A 20,406-nucleotide genomic window follows, 5' to 3' on the forward strand; every position below is an offset into this window, starting at 1 on the left:
ATCTGTTTTCAACGTTTCATCAGGATGTATACGTCCATATTACCGTACCAAGCAAAATCGCAAGTTCGATTGCTTCGTTCATAGCACCATATGTATCGCCAGTTAGTCCACCTAACTTCCTATTAAGCCAAGATGCTAAACCGTAACCACAAATCATCGTGATCAAAAAAGCCGCAGTTATAATAAACAAAGAATTTATATAGTTTATGTCATTAATAATCAACGTTGTAAAAGAAATAATTGCCGCTAGACTCAAGGATATTGCTGACCATCTTCGTTTAATGCCATTAAATAATACCCCAACACCTTCATTCTTTCTTGCAGGAGACCATCCAGTAATTGCAACCGTCATCCATGCTCTACTCCAACATGCTGCCATAATAATTACAGTTAACAAAGAAATTTGATTTCCGAGATTTTGTCCTTCAATAAGTTCAACAAGTAAAGAAACTTTAATTAGCAACAGAAAAACAGCCGACAGTACGCCCATCGCACCAACTCGACTGTCCTTCATAATTTCTAACATTCGCTCTCTCGAGCGATGACTAAGTACACCATCAGCAGTGTCCATCCAGCCATCCATATGTAATCCACCAGATAATCCCGTCCAAATAGCTAAAACGATAGCAGAAGCAGGCCAAGGAGGTAACACGAATCCTAGTAGCCAAGCTGACATTCCAACTACTAATCCAATAACGAGTCCAGCGAGCGGAAAGTAAATGACGCTGCGAGTCAGAACATGACGCTCGAAAGGGACAGACATTGGAATCGGAATTCTCGTTAAAAATTGAAACGCGGCCGCACATGCTTGTACATGAAGTTTTATTTTATGAAAAACCACGTTATCATCACTCCTACCAATAAAATTACACTAACTCCGTACATTATAGTGATAGTAGCTTTAATATCACTTGGCCGAATTGCTCTTGTCGCCCATCCCATTCTTGCCCGCTCACTTTTAACACCAAAATAGGTATTAATGCCACCGAGCTCAATGCCTAATGCTCCTGCAACAGCGGATTCTGGAATTCCACTATTGGGACTAGGATGCAGATGTGCAAACGTTCGAATGGCTCTTATACTTTTATCAGAGTTAAGTCGCGGAGTAAGCCAAACGATTAAAACGATCAACGCTCCTGTTATTCTTGCTGGGATGTAGTTCAACACATCATCTGACCTCGCCGAACACCAGCCGAAATAAATATATTTATCGTTGCGATAACCAACCATTGAATCAAGCGTATTCGTTGCTCGATATAACATAGCAAGGGGGGCTCCACCGAGCAAACCGAATAAAATTGGTGCAACAAAGGCATCTACCGTATTTTCTGCTACCGTTTCTACTGTAGCCCTAACAGCTTCACTTTCACTTAAATCATTAGTATCTCTACCAACTATATATCCGACATACTTCCGTGCGTCTGCCATATCACCACTAACCAATGGAATATATACAAGCATAGCGGCGTCTTTCAAACCTTTTATAGCTATTGTAGTAGAGATGAACCACGCAGATACCGTATAACCTAACCATGGATGAACCATGTCAGCGAGCCATACAATAAGCCAGATTATAAACCAACTTGAAGTAATCGTTATGGTAGTTAGAATGATGCCTAGCAGCTTTACTTTTAACGGTTCATTTTTATATCGTTCAGACGCAAGTAAACGTTCTAGTCTTGTAATAATTCTGCCTATCCAAATGACTGGATGTGTAGGCCACTTCGGATCACCTACAACCCAATCGATAACGATAGCTGCAGCACATAACAACAAAAGCTCTTGAAAACTGTACAACAGCATTAGAGATCATCCCACCGGAAAGCGATTGCCTTCAAATCGACTGGGATGCCTGCTGTCACAAGAAATACACGCTCACAAATAGCAGCGATACGCTGGTTAAGTCGACCCGCTTCATCTCGGAACTGTCTTCCGAGTGCATATGCTGGAACAATGCCATCTCCAACCTCATTCGTCACGATAACTAGAGGATAAGTAAATTTTTCAATTGCTTCAATAAGTCGATCTACTTCTTCTCGTAGCTTAGTCGCTCCATCATCATCTTGCTCATATTTAAGCAGCCAATTCGATAACCATAGTGTTAAACAATCTAATAAAACGATTTGTGTAGGAGTTGTAGAACTATTTCCCCGCACACCAGAATCCACTTCAGAGGATCGTTCGCTAAACTGTTTCTTCAATAAATCCAATCGTTCAGCAACTTGAAAAGGCTCCTCGATCGTCTCCCACTCAAAACCTGCTCTTAGGCGATCTTCCCGATGCCTTTCGATACGATCTTTCATCTCATCGTCATAAGGCCGACATGATGCGATATAGATGCCACTTCCACTTACACGACTTGCATAACTTTCTGCAAATCTGCTTTTGCCACTTCTCGCTCCACCTGTCACTAGAACAGCCATAATCACCCTCCGATCTACTCTTTGGAAATACCTGCGCTATCGAAAGTAGCCATCTCTTGCATAAGCTTAAGAGACGCATCGATTAGATGGAAGCACAATACAGCCCCTGTTCCTTCTCCAAGCCGCATTTCCAGTTGAATAAGCGGAGATAATCCGATTGACTTCATTAGTCCCAAATGTCCTTGCTCCTGCGAAAGATGGGAAGCAATCATATACGGACTTGTCCGTTCCGAAAGCTTAGCAGCAATTAATGCTGCTGTAGAGGAAATATAACCGTCTATGACAACTGGACATCCATTTGCCGCTGCACCAATAATAACGCCTACCAACCCTGCAATTTCTGCCCCACCAACTTTAGCGAGTACATCAATTGGGTCATTCTGATCTGGTTTGTTGAGTGTGAGTGCTCGCTGGACTACATCTATTTTGCGAGCGAATGTTTCATCATTAATACCCGTTCCTCGACCAACCGCTTGTGCAGGTGACATTCCAGCAAGAACTGCCGTTATTGCGGCACTAGCTGTCGTATTGCCGATTCCCATCTCGCCAGTGGCAAATATCCGTACACCATTCTTAACTTGCTCATCGACGATTGAAACACCGATCATAATTGCTTTTATTGTCTCTTCACGAGTCATTGCCGGTTCTTTGACCATGTTCCGTGTGCCTCTTACTACTTTGCGACTAATTAACGATTTATGCTCTAAATCAGATGCAACACCTATATCTACACAAACAACGTCTGCATTCGCATGCCTAGCAAGCACATTAACGGCAGCGCCACCATTTAAAAAGTTGAGTACCATCTGCGGCGTAACAGCTTGCGGAAACGCACTAATACCTTCTTCACATACACCATGATCACCCGCCATAATAATGACTGCTTTGCGAGATAAGTCTGGCCAAAGTACACCCGTTATTCCAGCAAGTTGACGAGCGATAGCTTCAAGCTTTCCTAAACTGCCTGGTGGTTTCGTTAAATTATCGGAATGCCGCTCCGCGCGAATAGCCGATTCTTCATCAAATGCTACTATACGATCCAGAACAGACTTAAGATCATTTTCGCTATATCCATTTTCTATAACTGACATAATAATTTCCCCATCTCCACTCCACTACAAAATGCTATATTCCCGGTTGTAGGATTAGTTGTGGCACTCCTGTAAGTGGATGTTTAATCATAATTGTTTTTGTATTGTAAATGTGATCAATTATTTCAGGTACAATTACTTCTTCTGGTGTTCCTACTGCTGCTACAGTTCCTTCATGCAAAGCAATAATCTCATCACAATATAAAGCTGCAAGATTCAAATCATGTAAAACAGCAATAACAAGTAATCCTTGCTTCTGTTGCCATGCACGAACGGTATCGAGCAATCCGATCTGATAACCAATATCCAAATAAGTCGTTGGTTCATCTAGTAATAATATTTCCGGTTTCTGAACCATTAACTTCGCAAGTGCTACCCGTTGCCGTTCACCACCACTTAATTGATGCAGCTTACGAGATTGAAGATCAATCAGTCCCATTACAGCTAACGCCTCGTCTATAATAGGCTGGTCGTCCTCCACTTCTCCACCTAACCAATTTTGATAAGGATACCTTCCCATCCCTACTACCTCTCTTACCGAAAAGCCAACGGGCGGAAGACCTCCTTGCTGGAGAACAGCCATTTGGCGTGCTAACGTTTTACGAGGGAGATCAGGCAATCTTTTTCCATCTAGAAGAACGTTGCCTGTTGACGGTACGTCTGTTCCAGTAAGAATATGAAGGAGCGTTGACTTCCCTACCCCATTAGGTCCAATAATACCGTAGAATCGTCCTTCATCAAAACGAAGTGAGATATGATGTAAGACGGGGTTTCCCTGCACAGTTTGCGAAATCGATTGTGCTTCGAGCATCATTACTTTATACTCCCTTCAAGCTTCCTACGACGATGTAGCAAATAAGCAAAGAATGGTGCTCCGATCAAAGCAGTAACAACGCCTAATGGTAGCTCTCTAGGACTTAGTGCCGTTCTAGACAACGTATCAGCCCACAACATAAATATTCCTCCGCCTATTGCTGACAAAGGTATGATAAAACGATAATCAGGACCAACAATAGTTCGTATTACATGTGGAACAACAAGTCCTACAAATCCAATGACTCCTGAAACGGATACTGCCGCTGCAGTGAGTAATGTAGAGATAATGAGAACGACAAGTTTTGTCCTCTCCACTCTTACACCAAGATGAGCAGCATGTCGCTCTCCAAGTACAAATAGATTTAATGGCTGACTGTAATAAAGTAAAACAGGGAGACCAATACAAAGAAAAGGTATGACCATATAAACATGATCCCAACTTTTCAGTGCAAGCGAACCCATAATCCAGAACAAAATTTGGTTAACGACTCCTTGTGACATCGAAACCATCAGCGATACAAATGCACCTAGGAAAGATTGAATAATGACGCCCGATAAAATAATCGTCTCAATATGCATCGCACCATTTGAACGGGATAACCAAATAACAGCAAATAACGTTACAATACCTGTTCCGAATGCAACAAGTGGAATTGTCCATATTCCAATCGCTAATTGCAGTCCGAATAAAATAATAAAAGCAGCTCCCACTGAACTACCTGAGGCTACTCCAAGTGTATAGGGGTCAGCAAGCGGATTGCGCAAAATTCCTTGAAAACCTGCACCAGCTAGTGCAAGACATGCACCTACCAATACAGCTAGCAGGACGCGCGATAATCTGACTTGGGTAACGACTGCTACTTCACCATTTGACCAATGATGTGAAGTATCTGAAACCCAAGGCAATTGATGAAGCAATATTCCCCACACATCCAAAAAGGAAATGCCAGCAGATCCAATGGACAAACTTGCGATCATAGAAACAGCAAGAAGGAGCAAAGCTGCTCCTCCATACGTCAACATTTTGATATTCATAGCTTATTTAATAAGCTCAGGGTGAATAACTTTTGCCATCTCAAGCAAACCATCAGCAAGACGAGGACCTACACGTACAAGTGGATCTTGCGTAACCTCGAACAATTGCTTGTTCTTCACAGCATCGATAACTTCCCAGCCTGGACGTGCTTCAATTCCAGTTAAGATAGAGTTTTTCGCTTCACCCATGTTTGGATAAATGATGACTTGTGGATTTTGTGTAATCACATCTTCCGCATTTACTTCAAACCATCCCTTGCCGGCAGCAGCAATATTTTGCCCACCTGCTAGAGTCAATAGCTCGTCCAAAAATTCTCCAGAACCAACTGTCCAGCCTGGTGAAAACTCTAGATATACCTTTTTCTTCTGTGCATCTTTTACTGCATCCGTTACTTTCGTTTTCACTTCATTCATATGAGTTGCAACTTTATTAGCTTCAGCTTGTTTATTAACGATTTTACCGATTTCTTCAACTTTAGCGATAACAGCGTCATATGTTTTCGGATCAGAAGCATATACGTTCAAATTCAGCTCACGCAGCTTTGCGATCGCATCTGTGTTCATTGAAGAGTTTGCTAAAATTAGATCTGGATTAAGTGCAGTAACTGCTTCAATATTCGTTGTCATATCGCCAATCTTTGCAATCGACAATGCTGCTTCTGGATAGTTGCTCCACTGATCCACTCCAACAACGTTAGCACCTGCTCCAACAGCAAAAATCGTTTCTGTTTCACTGGCTACAAGAGTAACAATTGCAGTTGGCGCCTTTTCAAATGTAACTTCCGTACCAGTAGCATCTTTAACCGTTAATGGATATATCGTTTCAGCTGTTTCTGGTGCTTTGGTTGCTTCAGGTGATGGTGAAGTTGTAGCAGTTGCTGAAGGGGTACCAGCTTCCTTATTGCCTTCTTTCGCTGTGTTGCCACCGCAAGCTGCGAGGAACATCATCATCATAATGAGGAGAATACTCATTATTGTTTTCATTGTCGTCATTCGATTAGCCTTCATTCGTTCATCCACTCCTAAGTTATGTATGGAACTGCAGGCAAGAAACGGTAACGTTTCCCACAAAAAAAAAAGCATCCCCGGCAAATGTGCCGGAAATGCTTCCTAAATACGCTACTAATTGTAGCGAAAATAAGCTTTTCCAACACCACCCTAAGTCCACGTAGGTCTAGCGTTCTATTAAACAGGCAGGTTTCCTGACTTGGATAACGTCAATTGCGTCTTCCCGAGTAAATACTCAGTGACATGTTGCAACGACGATAGCTGCACATTAGCTCCTCTAAAGCTTGTGCTGCTCTCCTCACAGTGGCGGGTCCGTGCCGGAATTTCACCGACTTCCCTATTAAGTCCAAACGAAATAGATTTAATGATGACATTTTGTAAATATCAATCACTACAAACTCGTTTCGACACCAGTTTAATTATAAAAATGATCAGTAGTTATAATACACTCGTTTCCTTCATTTGTCCAATATATTTCAACAAAAAATTCCATTGTCATATTTTAAAAGTCATAGGAAGAGCTCAATGTAGCATAGGTAATGGAGAGCTTCAATTGATGATTTAATATTTCATAACATGGGGGTTTATGTATGGGGGATATGTTAGCGATAGCAGCCACACAACCTGAAACACCCAGCCATATAAGTAAACTGGCCTTCTTTGGACTTATGTTTACTTTCGTCATTGCTATTTGTTTGTTAGTTTGGCTGTTTAACGTAACGCCTTCATTTGTAGATTCAGAGAAAACTCAACGTGAGTTTGACGGAGGTAAACAGCTTATCGTACAAGAATTTAATGACGGTGAAGTAGAGTTAGTCGGTTGATAAAATATTCAAACGACAAAAAGACCACTCCTTAGAGTAATTAAGTAGTGGTCTTTGCTATATTAATTAAAACATTGACTGCATCCTTTGTCCACGGGAAGAGACCTCATTGCCGAGGCATGTGTTATAGCCGCTTAATATTGCATAAAATCAATTTTCTTGCAATCAGTTGTTTTTAGAACTGGGGACGAAACACCAAAAAGTAACACGTATTCTGCCCAATCGTCGTATTACTCAGTAGCAAAGAAGCTATCTATTAAGTGACTTTTAGATATACCGAGTCTGTAAAATACTTTGTGTAAACTCTCAAACCTACTAAAATAGATTCAAAGTGGTCGGGGAGCACACATGATATTATAGACGGAAGAGCAGCTTCGGAACCTGATACAACCTCTTCGCTTTATGGTAACTCAAGTAAACCAAGCTCTTTTAAAAATTGGTTGTGCGTAGCCTTTGCCTTGCTAATAGTATCCTCGATTTCATCCAAATTCTTTTTCACATCTGCAAGGTTGATAATTTCTTCTTCTCCAGCCGTACTCACATATCGTGAAATATTCAGATTATAGTCGTTCTTCTCGATTTCTTCCATGGAGACGCGGCGAGAATACTTTTTGTCATCTTCTATTCGGTATTGATATGTGTCAACTATTTTATCGATATGTTCCGGCAAAAGAACATTTTGCCGTTTACCCCTGTCGTAGTACTCACTTGCGTTGATAAACAGCACGTCATCAAATTTTTTGCATTTTTTAAGCACAAGTATACAAACCGGAATACCTGTTGAGAAAAACAGGTTAGCCGGTAAACCAATAATCGTATCAATATTACCATCCTTGAGTAGCTTTGTTCTAATTTTCGCTTCTGCGCCACCACGGAATAGAACACCATGAGGCAAGATAATTGCCATTGTTCCCTCATCACTTAAAAAGTGAAATCCATGAAGTAAAAATGCAAAGTCGGCCGCTGATTTTGGTGCAAGTCCGTAGCTTTTAAAGCGGAAATCCTCTGCCAGAGTATCATTAGGCTCCCAACGGTAGCTGAAAGGTGGATTGGCTACTACCGCATCACATACCAACTTTTTTGCTGGGTTCATTTCATTGAGAATGTCCCAATCATTTAGCAGTGAATCTCCATGAAATATTTTAAACTCAGAATCTTTAAGCCCATGCAGAAGCATATTCATACGAGCAAGGTTATAAGTCGTGATATTCTTTTCCTGTCCGTATATCTGGCCGATACTATTAGCACCAAGCTGCTTTCTAACATTAATTAGAAGTGATCCGGAACCACACGCAAAGTCAAGCACGTTTTTGAGTTGCTTCTTTTTGCCTGTGCTTGGGTCTTGGCTGTCAAGAGTAACTATGCGAGAAAGGATGGTTGAAATTTGCTGGGGCGTATAAAACTCCCCCGCTTTTTTACCTGAACCCGCTGCGAATTGCCCTATTAAGTATTCATAGGCATCGCCTAAGATATCACTTTCGGTAGGGAATTCAGAAAGCCCCTCGGCAATTTCAGTTATAATTGAACACAGCATTGTATTGCGAGATTCATAATTCCTCCCAAGTTTATCAGAGTCAAGATTAACCTCGGAGAATAAACCACGAAATGTACTATCAAAAGATTCGTTTTCAATAAACTTGAAGCCTGCTTGCAAGTTTTTCAAAAGATACTTATTTTGTGTGCGCGCCAATTCATATATATTGCTCCAGAGATAGTGTGGCTTGATTACAAAATGAACCTTACGGCGCATTTGTTTTTCAAATGTAGACACTTGGTCTAAATTATCATTATACCAAACCATAAGAGGTGTTAACTTTTCACTTTCTAATGATGCAAGATGCTCTTCCATTATCATATTTTTTGCATTGTCTTCTAGTTGTTGTTTGCTGAAATAATCCGCTGCTCGTTCCTTTATCAAGTTAATTGCCTCATTTTGCTTGCCGGCAATAAAGATTCTTTTAATTTCCTCTTCACAGCGCAAATAATCGCTTCCTAGCTCTTTTTTTGCAGCTTCCTCATATTTATCAGAAAGATAGCGCAAGAAGAGAAAGGACAACATATAATCACGGAAGTCATCCGCATTCATAGCACCGCGCAGTTTATCGGCGATACCCCACAGGGTAGCACCTAATTGTTTTTGTTGTGTATCTTTCATTCTAGTTCCTCCTAAACTTGACCATCTTCAAATAGTTTTTTATTAAAATTATATTCATCTAAAAAATTATTTAGTATGTTTTTAAAGTGTTCTTTGTTTTCTTCAACCATTTCTTTAGGGTCAAATAAAGAATAGCCCCCATGGTTGATAATATTAACCAGTCTTGTATGGACAGGTTCATCCTCCTCCGCACCCTGTCTTATGCAGGAAGAAAAGTGTGCATAGCCATGAAAAGATGCTGTTTTTTCTAATATATTTCTAAGAATATTAAAGTGATACGTATATAGTTCACCTGAATCAGACGCTTTTTTCAATTCCTTCAACAATGCAACATGATGAAAGAAAGGTGTTTTAGTGGTGTCTTTAAGTATATAGGTACCACTTTTGGTGTTTTTCTGTAAAAATAATTGTTCTGCTCTATTAATTTCATTACATAAAACATTAAAAAACAAAGTATGATGAGATGAAACAATTACTTTAATATCATTTCCACTCATTAATTGAGCCAAATGACTTGCAACGGCAATAACATTGTTGTCATCCAAAGAAGAAATAGGATCATCGACATAGATATACTTTACCCAATTATACGACTCTACTTTATCCACTACCAACTGCACAACAGCAAGGAAAAAACACCAAACAAAGATGTTTTCCTCGCCGCGAGATATTTTTATATTATCAATTCTATTAGTAGTCCCCGAAGTTAGTACATTTCTGGAAAAGCTAATTGCCCATGTCTCATAATTAATAGTAAAATCAAAATCGACATATCGATGGAGCAATGGACGAATTCTGCTCTCCATTTCTAATTCATTTAGTCCTGCAAAAAATCTAGAGTTACTATTTAACTTTAATAATCGTTCGGTATCATTATCTAAATCATTATCCCAATAAAAAAGATCTTCAGTAAATGCATTGTAGTATAATGTATCAGCTGTTTTTTCTCCCGTATCACCAAGTAACTGTTGACCTAATGATTTAAACTCTACGGAAAGCCTCGTCTTCCCTGTACCGTTATACGCAAACAGTACAATGTTCTTCTTTTCATCTAACAGCATCCTAAAATATTCGGCAACATTTTTAATTGTATCAAATGGATTATATCCGATCCTTTTAAGTACAAAGTCCAATTTTGCAAGCAATTCATCGGATAAGTTTTCTATCAAGGTATATTCTTCCGAACTCCTTGGGCATTTGTAATTATCATTTAAAATTTTTTTGTAGTGGCTGAATTTATCATTATTCAATTTCTTAAGAATCATTTCCATAAAGGATTCTTTGGCTATTTTCGAAGGAACATTGTAACTCATTCTCTCGCCTCCTCAACAGAAGAGAACAGCCCTTGCATTAACCCTCTTTTGTGCAATTTCAGAGTTTCATTTTTTTCTACTTGTACGGTTATAAGAGTGTCCAAGGCAGATAGGCAATCAGCAATTTTTTGTTGTTCTTTTTCTTTAGGAAGTGGAATTGGTATAACATCCAGTTTTGATCTATTTAATTTAGGTTGGGCCATACCAGTAAGAAACTCGCCCAAGTCAATGCTATTCAAATAGCTTTCCACTAAAACTTGCGTAAAGTTATTTTCAAATTTAAGCACATGGGCATGATTGTTTACCCAGCTTTTTCCTGAAATGCTAAATGCAACAGGATATGTGCGAGCAACTAAGTTTGCTCCATCTTCCGACACACACAACAATATTTCGTCAAAAATAAAGCCATTAACATAATCGATAATACCTGACGCACCAAAATAAGGCGTGGAACCTTTTTTTCTGTCTTTTTCTGCTATTGGAATCCTTCTTGAATCTAAGTTTTCGCATACTTCATTCAATCGGCTGATTTCCCACTCGCCACTACCCCTAAACTCCGGAAATCGCCATTCGGGAACAGTTTCACCCTCGGTGGGGAATAACTTTTGCATTAAGCCTTTTTTATGCGTTTTAAGAGCCTCAAGCTTTTTATCTTCTGTGGTGATAAGGTCATCAAGGGAAGATAGGCAATCAGCGACTTTTTGTTGTTCTTTGTTTTCCGGTTTAGGTAATAGTATAGATGAAAATTGACTATAGCTCACCATCTTACCATCTCTTATGCCTTCTAGGTCTTTGTTTAGATCTTGTATAAACTTATTTGTTTTAAAATAATACTTGTAGTATTGTTCCACTATTGGAGTTTTTTCGCGTAAAATAATATAAGCCGGGCTGCAAATACCATGATACACAGAATATTCTATGCCGCCTTGAAAAGACCTTAAACTAATGATAAAGTCTCCTATCTCGACAACCTTGTAACTTTCAAGACTCTTATCCGTTACCGACACATTATAATCAATCTGATCTCTTGGAATTGCTCCATATTCCTGCGTTATAGCCAAAATAGGAAGATCGGAGTTATGATTTTTATTACTTATTGATTCAAATATTTCATTTCCATTTTCAAGGATAATCGCGCCTTTGTCTTTAAATTCTGGAAACCTTAGTTCCGGTACCAAAGTTACTTTATCTTTCTTATTCATACGCATTCAGCCCCACAATCACTCGTCCGTCTGCAAGCTTTCTCAGTAGCGGAATTAAATCATCCATCAATTCTAGCTCTTTCTTAGTCCTATCTCTCCAGCCTAGCTCCAGCGGCTCTAACAAATCGCTTAGTTTTTCACCGTCAAAAATCATGCGCCCTATAATTTCTTCTACAAGTACTTGTAACGCTGTAGGTTCAATACCGTGTTTTTTTGCAATTGATTCCATTTCTATCACTGCTTTTTCTTCCTTAAATTTTTGGTATCCGGTCTTTATTTCCTTTTCATCCAACCCTTTCCCAGCCTCTAAGGAGCTGATATAAGCAATAATATCCTCACGTTCTTCCATCATATTTGAATTAGAACAGAGCAAACTAATGAGCTGCTCACGGCTCATTTTTTCTTTTTTAGGCACATCCGGTTGTGTATATCTCGAAATTAGTGACATGATGTAGTCATAATCAATTATGGCAGAGGAAAATAGAACAAACTCAAAATCGAGCTCTTCGACCACAGGGTCTTTATCCTTAATATCTTTGCCTTGCTGTGCTTTTAGCATTTGAGCAGTTTCAATATATACACCACGGAACGCACGCAAAGTATCCTCCGGAAACAATTCTTCAATTTTTGTCACATGCTCTTCCTTTATATCTGTATATTGGTCAAGCTGCGTTTTAAGGCGCTGGACTTCCTTAAATTTATTGATAAATTCACCTCGTGCGGCATTACCCTTAAGATTGTTTACTTGTTCAGGCTTGCATTCTAAGCCCTGTGATTCCATAAACTTTTCAAGCTCAGCAACCGCCTTATCTAGCTTTTCAACCACAACAGGAGCCGGATCAACAAGCCAAATTTCTTTTGCCCTGCTACTGTTTTCTTTTCCAGAGAACAGCGCAATTGCTTGATCTACTTCTTTTTCTTGCCCTTTAAAATCAAGAATATTTCCGTAAGGCTTAGTGTCGTTCAAAACACGGTTTGTTCTTGAAAATGCTTGAATTAAACTATGTTGTTTTAAATTTTTATCAACGTATAAGGTATTTAGATATTTGGAATCAAATCCGGTTAACAGCATATCCACCACAATAGTTATATCAATTTTGTTTGCATGAGGATAGTCGGAATTAGGATGCTTTTGGTCTTTAATGCGTTTTTGCACATCTTGATAATACAAATCGAATTCGTTTATGCTATGATTTGTGCCGTACTGCAGGTTATAGTCATCAATGATAATTTTAAGTGCAGCTTTTTTCTTATCGGGTTCTTGTTCGTTATCCGCTTTTTCCTGCTGTAGGTCTTCTTGTAACTGCTTAACATCTTTGTTTCCTTCAGCTGGTGGAGAGAAAACACTGGCAATATTCAATGGCTCAAAGCTATCGGCCTCATTCTTTTTGCCTTTCCCTTTCAACAACTTGAAGATTTCAAAGTATTCTATTGCATCGTTGATAGAAGCTGTAGCAAAAATCGCATTGTAACGTCTACCATTAGTAGCGGCATCGTGTTTTGATAGTATTGCTTCGGCAATTGCTTTTTTACTAGCAGTGTCAGAGACCTTTGCTGCTCTGTAGACATCTTCCGGCATAAAATAATCGATGTGAAAACGAAGCACATTACGGTCATCAATGGCATTCGTTATGGTATAAGCATGCAGTTCTTTTTCAAAAACATCTTTTGTTGTGATAAGAGTTTTAACTTCACCATCAATTTGCTTATATGTTGCGTTTTCTTCAAATATTGGTGTTCCAGTAAATCCAAAAAGCTGTGCTTTCGGGAAAAAGTTTTTAATTGCTTCATGATTATCGCCAAACTGTGAGCGATGACATTCATCGAAAATAATAGCAATACGTTTATCGGTGAGCTTTGCCAAGCGGTCCTTGTAGGTAGGTTCGCCCCTTTTCTTTTTCTCTTGGTTACGCTTGCTATCCTCATCAAGAGCAAGACCAAGTTTTTGAATTGTGGTAACAATAACTTTGTCACGATAATCATCCGAAGTAAGACGCTTAACCAAACTTTCTGTATTTGTGTTCTCTTCAACGCATCCTTCTTGAAATTTATTGAATTCCAGTCGAGTTTGTCTATCAAGGTCTTTTCTGTCAACAACAAATAGACACTTCTCAATTTCAGGATTGTCTTTCAACAGGGTTGATGTTTTAAATGATGTAAGTGTTTTACCGCTTCCGGTAGTATGCCAAATATATCCGTTGCCACGATTCTGATCGATGCAATCCATTATTGCCTTAACAGCGTAAATCTGATAAGGACGCATAATCATCAACTTCTGCTCACTTACCACAAGTACCATGTAACGGCTTATTAATTGTCCGAGAGTACATTTTAGCAAAAACTTATCAGAAAAATCATGAAGATGAGTAATTTTATTATTGTCCTCGTCTGCCATCTGATAAATCGGCAAAAAGCGCTCGTCTGCGTTGAAACAAAAGTGCTCCTTGTGATTGTTGGCGAAATAATATGTGTTACTCTCATTGCTCACAATAAAAAGCTGCATAAAGCAAAGCAATGAGTTTGTATAACCATTGCCCGGGTCATTTTTATATTCTACTATTTGCTCCATTGCCTTTTTAGGTGTAATTTGCAGCGATTTCAGCTCAACCTGAACAACAGGAACACCATTAATAAGGATAATAATATCATAACGATGATTGCTATTATCCGTGTTAATGCGCAACTGATTTATAACTTCAAATTCATTTTTACACCAGTCTTTAATATTTACAATGGTGTACTGTAGTGGCGTGTCATCATCACGCTTGAAGGTGTTGATTTCTCGTAAAGTTTTGGCTGCTGTGAACACATCTGCAGTAACAATACTATCTCTTAGGCGTGTAAATTCAGAATCGCTTAACTTTACACGATTTAGTCTTTCAAAATGCTTTTTGAAATTAGCTTCAAGTGCCACCTTGTCTCGAATGTCTTCCCGATATGTGTATTTTAATTCTCGAAGCTTTTCAATAAATTCGACCTCTATTTGTCTTTCGGATTTCATACCTAAACCTCCTCATAATATAAAATAGTAGTATCCGAAGCCCTATTCAATATGCAATGCCTACTTTGTTTTGATGAGTAGTTCAATCAGCTCAGGACTAATGTTTTTATTCTTACAAAGCTCTATTAAAGCATGACGGGCTATTTGATTCGGCCTTGTATGATTATTCTCCCATCTGTTCACAGATGTAAATCCAACATGAAGCTCACGCGCAAGCCCCTCTTGAGACAAACACAGCTCCAAACGCACTTTTTTAATCGCATCGCTTAACTTCATTTAGAATCACCTCGTTATTGCATAACTAACCACAATAAATTATATCACAAGCTATAGCTTTTTGTGAGAAGCTAGTAATAATATGTACAAATGAAAAACACTCCTTAAGATAAATCAGTTGAACAATGCTTAAATGAATATTTTGATGAAATAGAGCCGCCATTCCGGTCATGAGTAAGCCAGGTCTTCGCAGAAAGTGATCCTCTACAGTGATGGGAGCCATGCGGAAGTAAGCAAGTTAAGGCCGCGAAGCGTTCATTTCATCCTTAACTTGCGTTGTTAATCTCCTTCATACTTACATTCCTCCATCAGGTACTGCTGGAGCTGCAGCACGGCGAGTGAAGGGGTGCAGCGGGATTTCTTCCTGCTTTTCCCCTTTGGAGACTTCTTTAACTGGCTCACCTCATCCGGATGGTTGCTCAAAAACCCCAGAGACCTAGCTCACTTTCACCGGAACGATGGTTTAGTTCGCTCTGGATTAATCTACTAGACTCAAACTTTTTTACTTCGAAAAGTCCTTTTATTCAGCTCTATATTATATCAATGAGTTAGATCAAAACTGCCCATTAATGTTTTCAGTAGTGAAATCTATCATTATTCCTTCAGGAGATGATTACTGATGGTACACAACATCGAGACCATGTTTTACGTTAGGGAAGTCCCGTGGCACAGGCTCGGAAATCAGGTTGAACACACACTCAGTTCGGATGAAGCATTGCAAGCTGACTGGCTCGATTGGGAAGTGATTAAGAAACCAATTAAAACTAGGTCGACATGGTCATTCCAGGCTACAAAGCCAACTTTCGGGACATCGACCACAAAGTACTTGACGTATCCTGTGTTCAGATCTTTCTTTTACCTTCACATCCCAATATCATGAACGGAGGAATCTATCTATGCTACATCGCCAGTCCGCCGACTATATAACATTAGTCAGTAATCTCATTCGTGAGAACCACAACAGCTATGTTGTATAACAGCTCATTTCAATGTTCCCCACCCCGAAGGATTTGCTTCATGCCGATGAGTCTGAGCTAACTATTTTCAAAGGAATTGGAAAAGCAAAAGCACGGCATATTGTAGCAGCACTTAGAATCGATCGCACAATCTCCTTAACCTTATAACCAATTAATCAGATTAAATCACCGGAGGATGTTCATAAGTTCATGGCTCCAATCTTCACAGATCTCAATAAAGAGCATTTCGTATGCATGTTTCTTAATAGCAAAACATGGTACTTGTCTGGGAAACCATCGAAATCGGTTCACTTAATGCCGCCCATGATATTAGGTGATTTTTTTGTATTTTAGGTCTTATCATAGGTTTACTATCCGAACCCCCTGAAAAATCAGTCCTAAATTTCATTGTCATTATGATATGTTTGCAGTGTTAGTGGTAAAAATGTGGTCATGGAATTATCAAATCATATGTTTCGTATGCGAGAAAATGCCGATTACTTTTCTTATCAGAATCACTGACGATGAACATGTACTACATTCAAATTCAACATCATCAAGTTTGATGTGTGTGGGTAACAGACAGCAAAAATGCTCTTACATTAATTGATGCCTGTCACTCACACAATTGATTCTGTGCATCAAACGCCAAAACATGATACTATTTATGATGGATAAAGAACTTTGCTATAACTTATCTCGTTTTTATATGTAGCAACAGGAGGAAATTGTATGAGTAATGAACAAAATTTTTGGCTTGATTTACCAAAGCCTTTTTTCATATTAGCACCGATGGAAGATGTGACAGATGTTGTTTTTCGTCACGTCATTAGTGAAGCTGCAAAACCTGACGTTTTTTTCACGGAATTCACAAGTACAGATAGTTATTGTAACCCTGTAGGAAGAGCCAGTACTCGTGGTCGGTTAACGTTCACAAAAGATGAGCAACCGATTGTCGCTCATATTTGGGGCAATAAGCCAGCATTGTTTGAACAGATGAGTATTGATATGAAAAAACTTGGTTTTCGTGGTATCGATTTAAACATGGGATGCCCCGTACAAAACGTCTCGTCAAATGGAAAAGGTGCTGGATTAATACGACATCCTGAAGTTGCGGCAGAAATTATTCAAGCAGCCAAAGCAGGTGGATTACCAGTTAGTGTTAAAACAAGATTGGGGTACTATGAGATTGATGAGTGGCGCGATTGGTTAGCACATATATTGAAACAAGATATTGCGAATCTTTCCATTCACCTTCGTACAAAAAAAGAAATGAGTAAAGTAGATGCACACTGGGAACTAATCCCTGAAATCAAAAAATTACGTGATGAAATTGCTCCAAATACGTTGTTAACCATTAATGGAGATATTCCTGATCGCGCAACAGGATTAAAATTAGTAGAACAATACGGCGTTGATGGCGTTATGATTGGCCGCGGCATTTTTACCAATCCATTTGCTTTTGAAAAAGAACCTAAAGAACATAGTGCGAAGGAGTTTCTCAATTTACTTCTTTTACAGTTGGATCTTCACGATAAATATTCAACAGAAACCCAGCCACGATCATTTAAACCACTTCTTCGCTTTTTCAAAATATATGTTCGTGGATTTAGAGGCGCAAACGAACTAAGAATCCAATTAATGGATAGCAAGTCAACAGATGAAGTACGTCGTTTAGTACAACCTTTTTTAGATCAAGAATTAGAGAATTAGATTGAATTAGATTGAATGATACCGACCTGTGCATGCTTAAAAAGACTTGTTGTGAAAACAAGTCTTTTTAAGCAATTTTTTTATTCTAAATGAAACTCTTATCCACTGCTATACGACTCCTTCTAAAAAATAGGAGACCTTTCATAAGTTCAATAAGCTCATGAAAGGTTTCTGATTTTTTCGCTAGGTGTTCAAATGGGGTTTCCTCTCAAGGAAACCCTTGATACTACAGACTTCTCAGCCGTTTTCTCGCTCACTAATGTCCACTTTCCGACGCTCGAATTAGACGCGACTTGAGTAATAACGCATTTGCAACAACTGAAACTGAACTTAATGCCATCGCAGTTCCCGCCATCCAAGGCTTCAAATACCCAATTGCTGCAAAAGGAATAATGATAGCATTATATAAAAAAGCAAATGCAAGGTTTTGACGAATATTACGAATCGTAAGTCTGCTTACGCGAATCGCTTCTGGAATTGCCATCAGCCTTGAAAATAAGAGCGTAACATGTCCCGCATGCAAAGCTCCATACGTTCCATTCCCCATCGCAATTCCGACATCCGACGCAGCAAGAGCCGGCGCATCGTTCCAACCATCACCTGCCATCGCCACTTTTTTCCCACTGTTTTTTAACTCATTGACAAGTGCAAGTTTTCCCTCAGGAAGCATTGAAGAGTGAACACTCTTGATTCCTATAACATGAGCGACTGCTTTGGCTGGAGCTGGATGATCACCGGTAGCCATTATTGGCTCCACGCCTAATTTTTTTAGTGCAGTTACCATTTCACTTGCACTTCGCTTTATTGAATCGGTGAACCCTATAAAACCAACACATTTCCCTTGTAATGTTGCATAAAGAACCGTCTCACCTAAACCTTCTCGTAACAATGCTACCTTTTTCATATTTGATTCGATAACAATACTTTGCATAGCCATATATCTTGCATTCCCAAACGTAGCATACTCACCTTTTATCCAGCCTGAAGTGCCTGCTCCTACTGTATACTGGATTTTCTCTGCATCTGGAATGACAAGCCCTAGACGTAACGATTCATTTCTCACCGCTACAGCAAGAGGATGCGTAGACTCCGCTTCTAATGCAACAGCAAGACGCAGAAGCACCGTACGTCCAATACCAAAACTCTCCATGCTACTTATTCTGAGTTTGCCTTCCGTGAGCGTACCTGTTTTGTCTAATAGTATTGTTTCAATAAAAGCTAGCCGCTCGACTGCTCCAGCCTCTTTTGTAATAATACCTTGCTTTGCTAATCTGCCAGATGCAATAACAAGAGATATCGGAGCTGCAAGGCCAAGCGCACATGGACATGCCGCGAGTAGCACAGCTATTGCACATATTGCAGCTTTACTCCAATTACCCGGATCAGCTATGAAACCCCATATAAAGAAAGTTGATAATGCAATAACAAGCATAGTCGGAACAAACCAACTTGCAACTACATCTACTTGAGATTGGATCGAAGATTTGGATCTTTGACCTTGATGAACGAGCTCTTGAATGCGATTAAGCATCGTGTCATGTCCAGCAGCAGTCGTTACCAATTTGAGCTTATCACTCATATTTCGTGTTCCTGCCCAAACTGAATCTCCCGCTTTTTTCTGTACAGATATGCTTTCTCCTGTTAATAAAGCTTCGTCTACTGTTGAATCACCTTGTTGAACTGTACCGTCTACAGGAATGATTTCCATTTCGTCTACATATACAACATCGCCACTTCGTATAAACTCAGTCCTAAGGGGAGTTACCGTACCTGCCCGCTCAACCATAGCGGTCTGTACATGCAATTGAGTAAAACCTAATGATTCGTTCTGCGTACGAAGGGAGGCAGATGTCTCAATAAATTTACCAAGAAGGACAGCTGTAATGACGACAGCCGACGTCTCGAAATATAACGGGGACGATTGAAGTGTATCCTCATGCGACAGGGTCAACCCTTGCGCAAATACAATGTAATGACTATATAAATAAGCTGCGGTCGTTCCTAATACAACAAGCACATCCATGTTAGCACTGCGCTGACGAACTGCATAATAAGCCCCAAAGTAAAAGGGCATTCCAATAACAAATTGAATAATAGTGGCAAGGGCAAGATGTAACCACGGCGCTAGCAACCATGTCGGTAAAAATTTAACAAACGGTTCAAGTAGCGGTAAATGATGCACCATACCAAGAAGAAGAGGTAATGTCAGTATAATCGACACCATAAGACGTAATCGTATACCTTTTCGCTCCCTCTGTAATCCTTCGCTTGCCGATTCATTTGTCATCGCAGTAAATCCCAACCCTTTTACCTTGTCTGTGACTTGTTCTTTCGTTACAGTTCCTGGTTCAATCTGGAGCCATGCTGTACGAAGAGGGAAGCTGACAGCTGCTTCCCTTACGCCTTCCAAACGTGTTAGCACCCTCTCAATTCTAGTTGCACATGCTGCACAGCTCATTCCTTGTATCGTTAAGTCCATTTCTGAACTTTTGACAGCTTTGTTATCTTCAAGTGCATTACTCATTAATTATTGTCCTCCGATCATGCATTAACAGATCTGTGAAAGTGTGCTTCACAGATGCTTGTACTTCCG

General features: G+C 39.6%; 16 protein-coding genes and 1 riboswitch. Of the genes, 3 read left to right on the forward strand and 13 right to left on the reverse strand.

From position 1 onward, the window contains the following. Nucleotides 1-19: 19 nt before the first annotated feature. Genes cobS through I6N90_RS01610 form a run of 7 tightly spaced genes read right to left on the reverse strand, consistent with a single transcriptional unit; the run spans nucleotide 20 to nucleotide 6,373 of the window. Nucleotides 20-841: an adenosylcobinamide-GDP ribazoletransferase gene (cobS, locus tag I6N90_RS01580; protein WP_197933764.1), complete on the reverse strand. Its 822-nt coding sequence runs from the start codon at nucleotides 839-841 to the stop codon at nucleotides 20-22. After that, complete coding sequence (cbiB, locus tag I6N90_RS01585; RefSeq protein WP_197933765.1) at nucleotides 823-1,803, reverse strand: adenosylcobinamide-phosphate synthase CbiB; 981 nt, start codon at nucleotides 1,801-1,803, stop codon at nucleotides 823-825. The genes cobS and cbiB overlap by 19 nt, the downstream gene beginning before the upstream one ends. Further along, nucleotides 1,803-2,423 (reverse strand): bifunctional adenosylcobinamide kinase/adenosylcobinamide-phosphate guanylyltransferase, encoded by a 621-nt coding sequence (locus I6N90_RS01590; RefSeq protein ID WP_197933766.1) that lies wholly within the window; start codon nucleotides 2,421-2,423, stop codon nucleotides 1,803-1,805. Before I6N90_RS01590 ends, cbiB begins: the two co-directional genes overlap by 1 nt. Nucleotides 2,424-2,437: 14 nt before the next feature. Further along, nucleotides 2,438-3,514, reverse strand: coding sequence for a nicotinate-nucleotide--dimethylbenzimidazole phosphoribosyltransferase (gene cobT, locus I6N90_RS01595; RefSeq protein WP_197933767.1), 1,077 nt, complete (start codon nucleotides 3,512-3,514; stop codon nucleotides 2,438-2,440). Between the two features lie 34 nt (nucleotides 3,515-3,548). Then, nucleotides 3,549-4,328: an ABC transporter ATP-binding protein gene (locus I6N90_RS01600; protein ID WP_232242488.1), complete on the reverse strand. Its 780-nt coding sequence runs from the start codon at nucleotides 4,326-4,328 to the stop codon at nucleotides 3,549-3,551. After that, a complete protein-coding gene (locus I6N90_RS01605; RefSeq protein ID WP_197933768.1) occupies nucleotides 4,328-5,365 on the reverse strand; it encodes a FecCD family ABC transporter permease in 1,038 nt (345 codons plus the stop codon). Before I6N90_RS01605 ends, I6N90_RS01600 begins: the two co-directional genes overlap by 1 nt. 3 nt (nucleotides 5,366-5,368) lie before the next feature. Further along, a complete protein-coding gene (locus I6N90_RS01610) occupies nucleotides 5,369-6,373 on the reverse strand; it encodes an ABC transporter substrate-binding protein (RefSeq protein WP_197933769.1) in 1,005 nt (334 codons plus the stop codon). A 167-nt stretch (nucleotides 6,374-6,540) separates the two neighbouring features. After that, a riboswitch (cobalamin riboswitch) is annotated at nucleotides 6,541-6,764 on the reverse strand. Nucleotides 6,765-6,963: 199 nt separating this feature from the next. Between I6N90_RS01610 and I6N90_RS01615 the strand changes: the two genes are divergently transcribed. Continuing rightward, the gene (locus I6N90_RS01615) at nucleotides 6,964-7,197 is read left to right on the forward strand and encodes a hypothetical protein (RefSeq protein ID WP_197933770.1); all 234 of its coding nucleotides are present in this window, start codon (nucleotides 6,964-6,966) and stop codon (nucleotides 7,195-7,197) included. Nucleotides 7,198-7,597: 400 nt separating this feature from the next. Here the strand turns inward: I6N90_RS01615 and I6N90_RS01620 are convergent, their stop codons facing one another. The 5 genes from I6N90_RS01620 to I6N90_RS01640 are packed head-to-tail and all read right to left on the reverse strand — an operon-like array spanning nucleotide 7,598 to nucleotide 15,144. Then, entirely contained in the window at nucleotides 7,598-9,352 is a 1,755-nt protein-coding gene (locus tag I6N90_RS01620) for a type I restriction-modification system subunit M (protein ID WP_197933771.1), read from the reverse strand. A gap of 11 nt (nucleotides 9,353-9,363) precedes the next feature. Continuing rightward, entirely contained in the window at nucleotides 9,364-10,665 is a 1,302-nt protein-coding gene (locus tag I6N90_RS01625) for an AAA family ATPase (RefSeq protein ID WP_197933772.1), read from the reverse strand. Further along, nucleotides 10,662-11,867 (reverse strand): restriction endonuclease subunit S, encoded by a 1,206-nt coding sequence (locus I6N90_RS01630; RefSeq protein ID WP_197933773.1) that lies wholly within the window; start codon nucleotides 11,865-11,867, stop codon nucleotides 10,662-10,664. The genes I6N90_RS01625 and I6N90_RS01630 overlap by 4 nt, the downstream gene beginning before the upstream one ends. Beyond that, nucleotides 11,860-14,868, reverse strand: coding sequence for a type I restriction endonuclease subunit R (locus I6N90_RS01635; RefSeq protein ID WP_197933774.1), 3,009 nt, complete (start codon nucleotides 14,866-14,868; stop codon nucleotides 11,860-11,862). The genes I6N90_RS01630 and I6N90_RS01635 overlap by 8 nt, the downstream gene beginning before the upstream one ends. A 60-nt stretch (nucleotides 14,869-14,928) precedes the next feature. Continuing rightward, a complete protein-coding gene (locus tag I6N90_RS01640; RefSeq protein WP_197933775.1) occupies nucleotides 14,929-15,144 on the reverse strand; it encodes a helix-turn-helix domain-containing protein in 216 nt (71 codons plus the stop codon). A gap of 989 nt (nucleotides 15,145-16,133) precedes the next feature. Here I6N90_RS01640 and I6N90_RS25365 point away from each other — a divergent pair. Both I6N90_RS25365 and I6N90_RS01645 read left to right on the forward strand, forming a co-directional pair. Then, nucleotides 16,134-16,268: a helix-hairpin-helix domain-containing protein gene (locus I6N90_RS25365; protein WP_442950926.1), complete on the forward strand. Its 135-nt coding sequence runs from the start codon at nucleotides 16,134-16,136 to the stop codon at nucleotides 16,266-16,268. Between the two features lie 564 nt (nucleotides 16,269-16,832). Then, entirely contained in the window at nucleotides 16,833-17,813 is a 981-nt protein-coding gene (locus I6N90_RS01645) for a tRNA dihydrouridine synthase (protein ID WP_197933776.1), read from the forward strand. 256 nt (nucleotides 17,814-18,069) lie between these two features. Here the strand turns inward: I6N90_RS01645 and I6N90_RS01650 are convergent, their stop codons facing one another. Beyond that, entirely contained in the window at nucleotides 18,070-20,337 is a 2,268-nt protein-coding gene (locus I6N90_RS01650; protein WP_197933777.1) for a heavy metal translocating P-type ATPase, read from the reverse strand. Nucleotides 20,338-20,406: the final 69 nt, after the last annotated feature.

Source organism: Paenibacillus sp. GSMTC-2017 (assembly GCF_016019935.1).
Classification (GTDB): Bacteria; Bacillota; Bacilli; order Paenibacillales; family Paenibacillaceae; genus Pristimantibacillus.

Excerpts from the sequence above, each read along its gene's own strand:
- I6N90_RS01630 (WP_197933773.1), bottom strand. The coding sequence starts at position 11,867 with ATGAATAAGAAAGATAAAGTAACTTTGGTACCGGAACTAAGGTTTCCA.
- cobT (WP_197933767.1), bottom strand. The coding sequence starts at position 3,514 with ATGTCAGTTATAGAAAATGGATATAGCGAAAATGATCTTAAGTCTGTT.
- I6N90_RS01600 (WP_232242488.1), bottom strand. The coding sequence starts at position 4,328 with ATGATGCTCGAAGCACAATCGATTTCGCAAACTGTGCAGGGAAACCCC.
- I6N90_RS01620 (WP_197933771.1), bottom strand. The coding sequence starts at position 9,352 with ATGAAAGATACACAACAAAAACAATTAGGTGCTACCCTGTGGGGTATC.
- I6N90_RS01610 (WP_197933769.1), bottom strand. The coding sequence starts at position 6,373 with ATGAAGGCTAATCGAATGACGACAATGAAAACAATAATGAGTATTCTC.
- I6N90_RS01590 (WP_197933766.1), bottom strand. The coding sequence starts at position 2,423 with ATGGCTGTTCTAGTGACAGGTGGAGCGAGAAGTGGCAAAAGCAGATTT.
- I6N90_RS01605 (WP_197933768.1), bottom strand. The coding sequence starts at position 5,365 with ATGAATATCAAAATGTTGACGTATGGAGGAGCAGCTTTGCTCCTTCTT.
- cbiB (WP_197933765.1), bottom strand. The coding sequence starts at position 1,803 with ATGCTGTTGTACAGTTTTCAAGAGCTTTTGTTGTTATGTGCTGCAGCT.
- I6N90_RS01625 (WP_197933772.1), bottom strand. The coding sequence starts at position 10,665 with ATGAGTTACAATGTTCCTTCGAAAATAGCCAAAGAATCCTTTATGGAA.
- I6N90_RS25365 (WP_442950926.1), top strand. The coding sequence starts at position 16,134 with ATGTTCCCCACCCCGAAGGATTTGCTTCATGCCGATGAGTCTGAGCTA.
- I6N90_RS01635 (WP_197933774.1), bottom strand. The coding sequence starts at position 14,868 with ATGAAATCCGAAAGACAAATAGAGGTCGAATTTATTGAAAAGCTTCGA.
- I6N90_RS01640 (WP_197933775.1), bottom strand. The coding sequence starts at position 15,144 with ATGAAGTTAAGCGATGCGATTAAAAAAGTGCGTTTGGAGCTGTGTTTG.
- I6N90_RS01650 (WP_197933777.1), bottom strand. The coding sequence starts at position 20,337 with ATGAGTAATGCACTTGAAGATAACAAAGCTGTCAAAAGTTCAGAAATG.
- I6N90_RS01615 (WP_197933770.1), top strand. The coding sequence starts at position 6,964 with ATGGGGGATATGTTAGCGATAGCAGCCACACAACCTGAAACACCCAGC.
- I6N90_RS01645 (WP_197933776.1), top strand. The coding sequence starts at position 16,833 with ATGAGTAATGAACAAAATTTTTGGCTTGATTTACCAAAGCCTTTTTTC.